Raw genomic sequence first — 6368 nt, 5'->3', positions numbered from 1 at the left:
CGTGTCGTCTCCGGTTCTCCCTCCCCATCCACCTCCTCCCCCCCCCCCCCCCCCCCCCCCCCCCCCCCCCCCCCCCCCCCCCCCCCCCCCCTCCCCCCCTCCTCCCCCCCCCTCCTCCTTGCTGTCGTAGGACCAGCGAAATGGTCGCGCCTGGTCGTCGTAGGCGAGGGTGAATTCGCGGATCTGCTCGACGAGGTCCTGGCGGGAGTCGAACTTGCCTCGGCGTAGGAGCCGGCGGGCCAGGATCGAGAATATCTCCACCTGGTTCAGCCAGGAGGACCAAGACCTGCCCGGTGTGGACGTCCAGTGCGGCGACGATGGAAGCGGTGCCGTGGCGGCGATACTCGAACTCGCGGCGTTCGAGCTGGCCGGGGTGCGCGCGGCGGGTTGGGTGCCTGCGTGAGCGGGCCTGCATCGCGGTCTTCTCGTCCACACTGAGGACTACCGAGTCCGGTGTGGAGGTAGAGAGCGCAGACCTCGGCGGCTTTCGCGTAGAAGCCGGGGTCCTCGGGGCGGACGAGCCATCCGCGTACCAGGTGCGGTTTGAGGTCCAGGCCGGCAAGGATGCGTCCGACCTGGGAGGCCGAGATGCCATTGCTGGCCAGGTGATCAGCGATGGCGCGATGGGTCCAATGGCTGTCGACGGCGGGGCGTGCCGAGGTCACCGTGGCCGCAATCGCCAGATGCGCTTCGGGACCGTAGCGGCGCGGGCGCCCCGGCCGGGGACGGTCCTCCAGAGCTGCGTGTCCTTCGGCGGTGAACCGCTTACGCCGGCGGCGCACGGTGTCCAGGTGCAGCCGGAACGTGCGGGCAATGACGGCGCTCGCGGTGCCATGTGCGCAGGCCAGGGCGACATGCGCTCGGTGCACCCGCCGCAGCGGCGCCGTTCGCGAGCTCGCCAGTTCTCGTAATAACGCGAGCTGGTCACTGTTCCAGAGCACCGCGAACGGACTGGACGACGTCATCCCCCACCTTCGATGCCGGGCCGGGCTGGCAGGGGGTCCCGGTGTCTATGGATGCGGAGGCGCTGGCGATGACCGAGTCGAGCCTGTCTCGGGTGTGCGTGAGATCGACGATGTGCTGGTCGATGTGACCGCGCTCCACAGCCAGGCGGTCGAGGAGTTCGGGTGTGGCCTTGCCGTCGATGACGCAGGGCGTGAGCTCGGCGATGGTCTTGCTCGACAGGCCGGCGGTGAACAGCTCCCGGATCAGGAGGATCCGGGCGACCGCGGTTTCCGGGTAGTGGCGCTGGCCGGTGTTGCTTCGCTCGGCGGTGAGCAGGTTCTGCTCCTCGTAGTACCGCAGGGCCCGGGTGCTGACGCCTGTGCGGCGGGCGAGTTCCCCAATGCGCATTCCGAGCTCCATGTGATCTACGCCATAACGACTTGCCTTTGACGTCAACGTCAAGTTTTAGCGTAGCTGACATGACCTCAGGGCTTTCGCCCGATACGTCACGGATCAACGCCGCACGCATCCCCAACGTCAAAACCACCCTGACCCGCCACCCGCACTACACCGGAAAGAAGCACGCACATGACCACCCACCAGACAACCGGCCTCACCGGCCTCGCTCCGACCCCGACCGTGACGGTCAAGCCGATCGCGCTGCCCGCCCCCCAGCGCGGCCAGGACCTGCACGTACGCGTTTCTGCACCGCTCACTGGCACACGCCTGCCGATCGTGCTCTTCTCACACGGATTCGGCTCCGACCTAGACGGCTACGCACCGCTGGTCGACCACTGGGCGTCTCATGGCTTCGTGGTGATCCAAGCCACGCATCTCGACTCCAAGCGGGTCGCCATCGCCGCAGATGACTCCCGCAGGCCCCACCTGTGGCGCTACCGCGTGCAGGACATGAAGCGCATCCTGGATGAGCTCAAGCCGCTGGAGGCATCCGTGCCCGGCCTCTCCGGCCGGGTCGACCACAGCCGCATCGTCGCAGCGGGCCACTCCTTCGGAGGCCAGACCGCGGGCATTCTGGTAGGTCTGCGCGTCACCGACCCTCAGACCGGCACCGCCGACGACCTGTCCGACTCCCGAGTCATGGCCAGCATCCAGCTGGCCACGGCCGGCAAGGGCGGCGACGAACTGACCCCCTTCGCTCACGAGAGCCTTCCCTGGCTCCGCGACCAGGACTTCTCCCACATCACCGCCCCCGGCCTTGTGGTCGCCGGCGACAAGGACGATCTCCCGCTCACCACCCGAGGACCCGCCTGGACAAGCGACCCCTACACCCTCAGCCGCGGCAACAAGAGCCTGCTCACCGTTTTCGGCGGCGAGCACTTCCTCGGCGGCATCTCCGGCTACCGGGCAGCAGAGACCACCGACGAGGACTCCAGCCGCGTCGCCCTCGTCCAGCAGGTCACCCTCGCCTACCTACGCCACATCACCGGCATCGACCACACCGACTGGCAGATGGCCCGGTCCGTCCTCGCCGACGCCCGTGCGCTGGGGCGGCTGGACAACAAGTGACCCTCGGCGGTTGAAATACACGCCTTCGTCCGCCTAGCGACCCGACCCCCGCAGGATCAGCGCGGCGAAGCACTACCGAGGCCCCGCAGTTCTTGGGTCGGCGAGGCGGGCCTACCGGATGATGGTCGATCGTCCTCGGGGTAGGTGCGTGGGGAGTGTGAGCCACTGTTGCTGCTGAGGATTTTCAAGGGCGGCGAGGCGGGCGCGGTTTCGGGATTGAAAGGCCATGGGTCACACACCCATGCCGTACGTGATGGCGAAGATCGTGCCGAAGGACGCCACGAGGAAGACAGCCGTCAGGCCGCCGACCATCATGCCCTTGCCACGCGAGCTGTCCATCGTGCTGTGGCCCTCACCGAACCACCCTTTGCTCTTGCCAACGCCCGCGAGGAACGCCCCGCCGCCGACGACGAGCACGACGGCCGCAATGACGCCGAGGATCACCTTCGCCGTCGTCCCCAGCTTCCCAAAGGGGCCCCAGTCCGGCTTAACGCCAGACACGACGTCGGCCCCTGCGGCAAGGGTCGAGTGCAGGGAGGGATCGGCAGCGGCAGACAGGAGGTTGTGCATGCTCAGCCCCTTGGTGTTTAGGCATGGAAAGCGGAGATTTGCGATGATTAGCCGACATGCCGCATTGCGATGATCTGCGGCTTCCAGACCCGGAGTGACTGGATGCGCACCTGGGCGCCGGTATGCGGTGCGTCGAAGACCTGCGAGTTGCCGATGTACATCCCGACGTGCTCCGGCCCGGAGGAGCCGGGCTCGCTGAACAGCAGGTCGCCCGGCCTGAGTTGGGAGACGCTCTTGACTGCGGTCCCGGAGCGGACCTGTTCATAGGTGGTGCGGGGCAAATTCACGCCAGCCGAAGCCCAGGCCATCTTGGTGAGCGAGGAACAGTCGCATCCGCTCTGCCCCTTGTAGGGCGATGCGCAGTCGCCACCCCACCGGTACCAAGTCCCAAGGGCCGTCTTCGCGGCGGAGACCACACGGGCGGTGCCCTTGCCGGCCGGGGCATCGGGTTTGACGGCGTCGGCCCACTTCGAGGCCAGTTGGCGGATGTTCCGGACGTAGTCACGCGTCTCGGGGTAAGGGGAATGCCGCCGTACTTGATCACCGGACCGCCTCCCGCGTTGTACGCGGCGAGCATGTTGTCCGTGGAGTCTCCGGGCGCGCTCTTGACCTCTTTGGCCAGCGTGCAGTCGTACTTCGCCTGCGCAGCGATGGCATCGGCCGGCTTGAGGATGTCCTTGACTCCGTCTCCGTCACCGTCCACGCCGTGCTGAGCCCAGGTCGCGGGCATGAACTGCGCGATACCGACGGCGCCGACGGGCGACTTCGCCCCGGAATTGAAGTTGGACTCGGTGTAGAGCTGAGCCGCTAGGAGCGAGCCCGTGACCTGCGGGCACTCGCCCGCATGCTTGTTGATGAATTCGCGGACCCAGCCGGGAACGGGAGCATCTGTCGTGATGCCGCCGCCGGGGCCGGTCTCCTGCGCGGAGGCGCTGTCGGCTCCGCCGAACGTAGTCAGCAAAGCGAGACCCGAGACGACGCCAGCCGTGAAGAGTCCCAGGCCAGCTTGTGTGCACTTGTTCATCGCGGCCCCGTCACGCCCACGGCAGGGCGGTGACGCGCCAGCCGTCGGGGGTCTGCTCAAGGCGGAGAGCGAGCTGTTCGCTGCTGCGGACCGCGTGTCCGGACTTCGTCGTCGTGAGCGTGTAGCCCACTCGAACCAAGGCTGAGGACTTGGTCACGGCCGGTGCGCCGTCGGGGTCTACTGCCGGCGTGATCTTGACTGTCTGCCGGGCCTTCTTGGCCCGCAGCGCGGCCCATGCAGCGTCCTGATTCGGCCGCTTCTGGGCCAGGATGCCCGCCAGTTCACCTGCTGAGAGCCTGGCCGCCCGAGCACCGGCATCGGCGTACGAGCTGTCCTTGCCGTCGCGGGCGTCGTGCTGGGCGTAGGCAGTGGTGAAGGTCCGCGCTGTGTGCTCAACATCCCTCGGCAAGGCGGCACGTGCAGGCGACGCGGGGCGTGTCGCGCTCGGCGAGCCTGTCTCGGTGACGCCTGCCGAGACGGAGTGCGGTTGTTCAGTTGCGGGCTTGGATGGGCTGTTTGCCGAATTGGAGCAGCCGGTAGACAGAGCGACAACGGCAGCCCCTACACCTATTACCGCCGGTATAGGTATGAACCGGTTAGAACGAGACATGCGGGGACCACAATGTTGCACAAGGGGGAGGGGAGGTCAGACCTCGAACGTGTGGGCCGCACTGCACTTGACCGGGCGGGCTTTGCCCTTCGCCACGCAGACCTTGATCTTGTGCGTGCCCTGGAAGAGGGTCGGGGTCTTCCAGGAGCAACTGCCGTTGCTGTAGGAGTCCTTGACTGTGGTGAGCAGGCGGCCGTCGTTCGCCAGAATCTGGACTACTGCCTTGCGGCCGTCCGTCTTGATGTCGCATGCAGTGACGTGGCCGTTGACGTGGTTGTAGTAGCCCTGGGCGCCGCTGCCGCTGGAGAACCACCAGCCGGAGCTCGCGGACGCGGAGGCGGTGGAGAGCGCGGTGGCGGCAAGCGCGCCCCCCAGGGCGATGGGCAGGGTGCGCTTGAAGAAGCCGGAAGACAACACAGAGTTGCTCCTTACGGGAGTCGGAATCATGAAGAGGTCGAGCTGCCGCGTCTGCGCCTGTGAAGAACGTTCCGTCTGTCGAGGACAGCGAGCATCCGCGTCGGCGATTCGGCAGGCCCCGCAGGGGAGTTCGCGGGGGAGTGGGTGTTGCGGCGCCGTCGTGAAGGGACCGCAACACCCCTTCGCAGGAGGGGGGGGGAACTACTCCTGCGGCTGTTACCGGCGTCTGCCGGAGAATGAGAGGAAGGGACTGCGAAAAAACGGAAGTTCGCGGCTGAAGCCGTCACTCATATCAAGGCCATCAACCCCTTCTCTCAGCAAAGGGGAGGTCCGGTAAAGGGACCTCCGTCGACCACGAATCACCTTGTGGCGTTGGCCGTGTCTGAATCCTTGCAGGGGTCTGCGGACAACTCGAATCAACAAAAAAGTCGGAACCTAATTCTAGGAATTAGGTTCCGACTCCTGTGGTGGCGAGGCTGAGCCTTTTCCAACCTCACGTTGATGCGTGGTGAAGGACGAGGTCGGCCTTCACCACATCGGTGATTCGATTGGTGCTGCGGCGGGGCTTCCGCAGGAGGTGCCATCCCTCGAGGGGCCATGGCCTGCTCACCGACACAGCGGATCTTGACGTGGGTGGTGTAGCGGGGGCGTTTTTCCACCTCTTGAGACCGCGGCCCCGAAACGGTACGCGGACGGGACCGCCGACGCGGTCAGCACCGTCAGCTTGGAAAATCACTGCCATAAAGGCGGAAACATCGCACTCGCAGGCGCGTAATGGCATGTTCACAGCCGGTCACAAGTGACATGGTGGACGCTCCTGTTCGCCCCCTGTTCGTCCGACGGAGAGGAAGAGTCGTGCGCAAGCCTCTGATGGTGTTAGTTGTGGCCGTGATGGCGGCCATCGGTTTCGCCGCGCCAGCGCAAGCCACCGTGGACGCCGTGGACATGCCCTTCGGTATGGCTTACGGCAACAGCACCACAACCGGAAAGATCCACTTCGCCGACGGGTACACCGCCAGCGTTTCCGGCACCGTCCACGCGGCGAGCGGAGCCCGCCGGATCTGCGCCTATGGGGTGAACGGCAGCACGATTTCAGGCCTCATCTGCAGCCCGTACGCGTACGCAGGCGGGCCGAACACGACCCTCACCGGAGCGCTGAATATCCCGAAGCCGGGCGGCGTCGTGCGCGTCTACATCACGATGTACGACGAGAACAACAGCGGCGTGGCCCGGTTGTACTGCACCCGCATCGGCTGCACGCGGGAGTACTGAGCC

At 66.4% G+C, this 6368-nt stretch carries 8 protein-coding genes and 2 pseudogenes; 3 read left to right on the top strand and 7 right to left on the bottom strand.

Annotated features, from left to right (window positions below):
- The first annotated feature begins 214 nt into the window (after positions 1-214).
- Entirely contained in the window at positions 215-403 is a 189-nt protein-coding gene (locus ACZ5U5_RS02635; RefSeq protein WP_469017005.1) for a hypothetical protein, read from the top strand.
- 217 nt (positions 404-620) lie between these two features.
- Here the strand turns inward: ACZ5U5_RS02635 and ACZ5U5_RS02630 are convergent.
- Both ACZ5U5_RS02630 and ACZ5U5_RS02625 read right to left on the bottom strand, forming a co-directional pair.
- Positions 621-965: pseudogene (locus tag ACZ5U5_RS02630) on the bottom strand (helix-turn-helix domain-containing protein); the annotation flags it as partial.
- Positions 925-1353: a MerR family transcriptional regulator gene (locus ACZ5U5_RS02625; protein WP_469015309.1), complete on the bottom strand. Its 429-nt coding sequence runs from the start codon at positions 1351-1353 to the stop codon at positions 925-927. The gene ACZ5U5_RS02625 and the pseudogene ACZ5U5_RS02630, both read right to left, overlap by 41 nt.
- Positions 1354-1533: 180 nt before the next feature.
- Between ACZ5U5_RS02625 and ACZ5U5_RS02620 the strand changes: the two genes are divergently transcribed.
- Entirely contained in the window at positions 1534-2472 is a 939-nt protein-coding gene (locus ACZ5U5_RS02620) for an alpha/beta hydrolase family protein (RefSeq protein ID WP_469015306.1), read from the top strand.
- Positions 2473-2703: 231 nt separating this feature from the next.
- Here ACZ5U5_RS02620 and ACZ5U5_RS02615 read toward each other — a convergent pair whose 3' ends face one another.
- From ACZ5U5_RS02615 to ACZ5U5_RS02595, 5 genes and pseudogenes are all read right to left on the bottom strand, one after another.
- A complete protein-coding gene (locus ACZ5U5_RS02615; protein WP_344518499.1) occupies positions 2704-3042 on the bottom strand; it encodes a hypothetical protein in 339 nt (112 codons plus the stop codon).
- A gap of 47 nt (positions 3043-3089) precedes the next feature.
- The gene (locus tag ACZ5U5_RS02610; RefSeq protein ID WP_469015303.1) at positions 3090-3458 is read right to left on the bottom strand and encodes a C40 family peptidase; all 369 of its coding nucleotides are present in this window, start codon (positions 3456-3458) and stop codon (positions 3090-3092) included.
- A gap of 173 nt (positions 3459-3631) precedes the next feature.
- Positions 3632-4066: pseudogene (locus tag ACZ5U5_RS02605) on the bottom strand (lytic transglycosylase domain-containing protein); the annotation flags it as partial.
- A gap of 10 nt (positions 4067-4076) precedes the next feature.
- Positions 4077-4475, bottom strand: coding sequence for a hypothetical protein (locus ACZ5U5_RS02600; RefSeq protein WP_469015301.1), 399 nt, complete (start codon positions 4473-4475; stop codon positions 4077-4079).
- Between the two features lie 237 nt (positions 4476-4712).
- A complete protein-coding gene (locus ACZ5U5_RS02595) occupies positions 4713-5093 on the bottom strand; it encodes a hypothetical protein (protein ID WP_469015299.1) in 381 nt (126 codons plus the stop codon).
- Positions 5094-5948: 855 nt separating this feature from the next.
- Here ACZ5U5_RS02595 and ACZ5U5_RS02590 point away from each other — a divergent pair.
- The gene (locus ACZ5U5_RS02590; protein WP_469015297.1) at positions 5949-6365 is read left to right on the top strand and encodes a hypothetical protein; all 417 of its coding nucleotides are present in this window, start codon (positions 5949-5951) and stop codon (positions 6363-6365) included.
- The last annotated feature ends 3 nt before the right edge of the window (positions 6366-6368 follow it).

The organism is Streptomyces sp. NPDC033177 (assembly GCF_055577715.1).
This window is presented reverse-complemented; position numbering and strand designations above follow the sequence as displayed.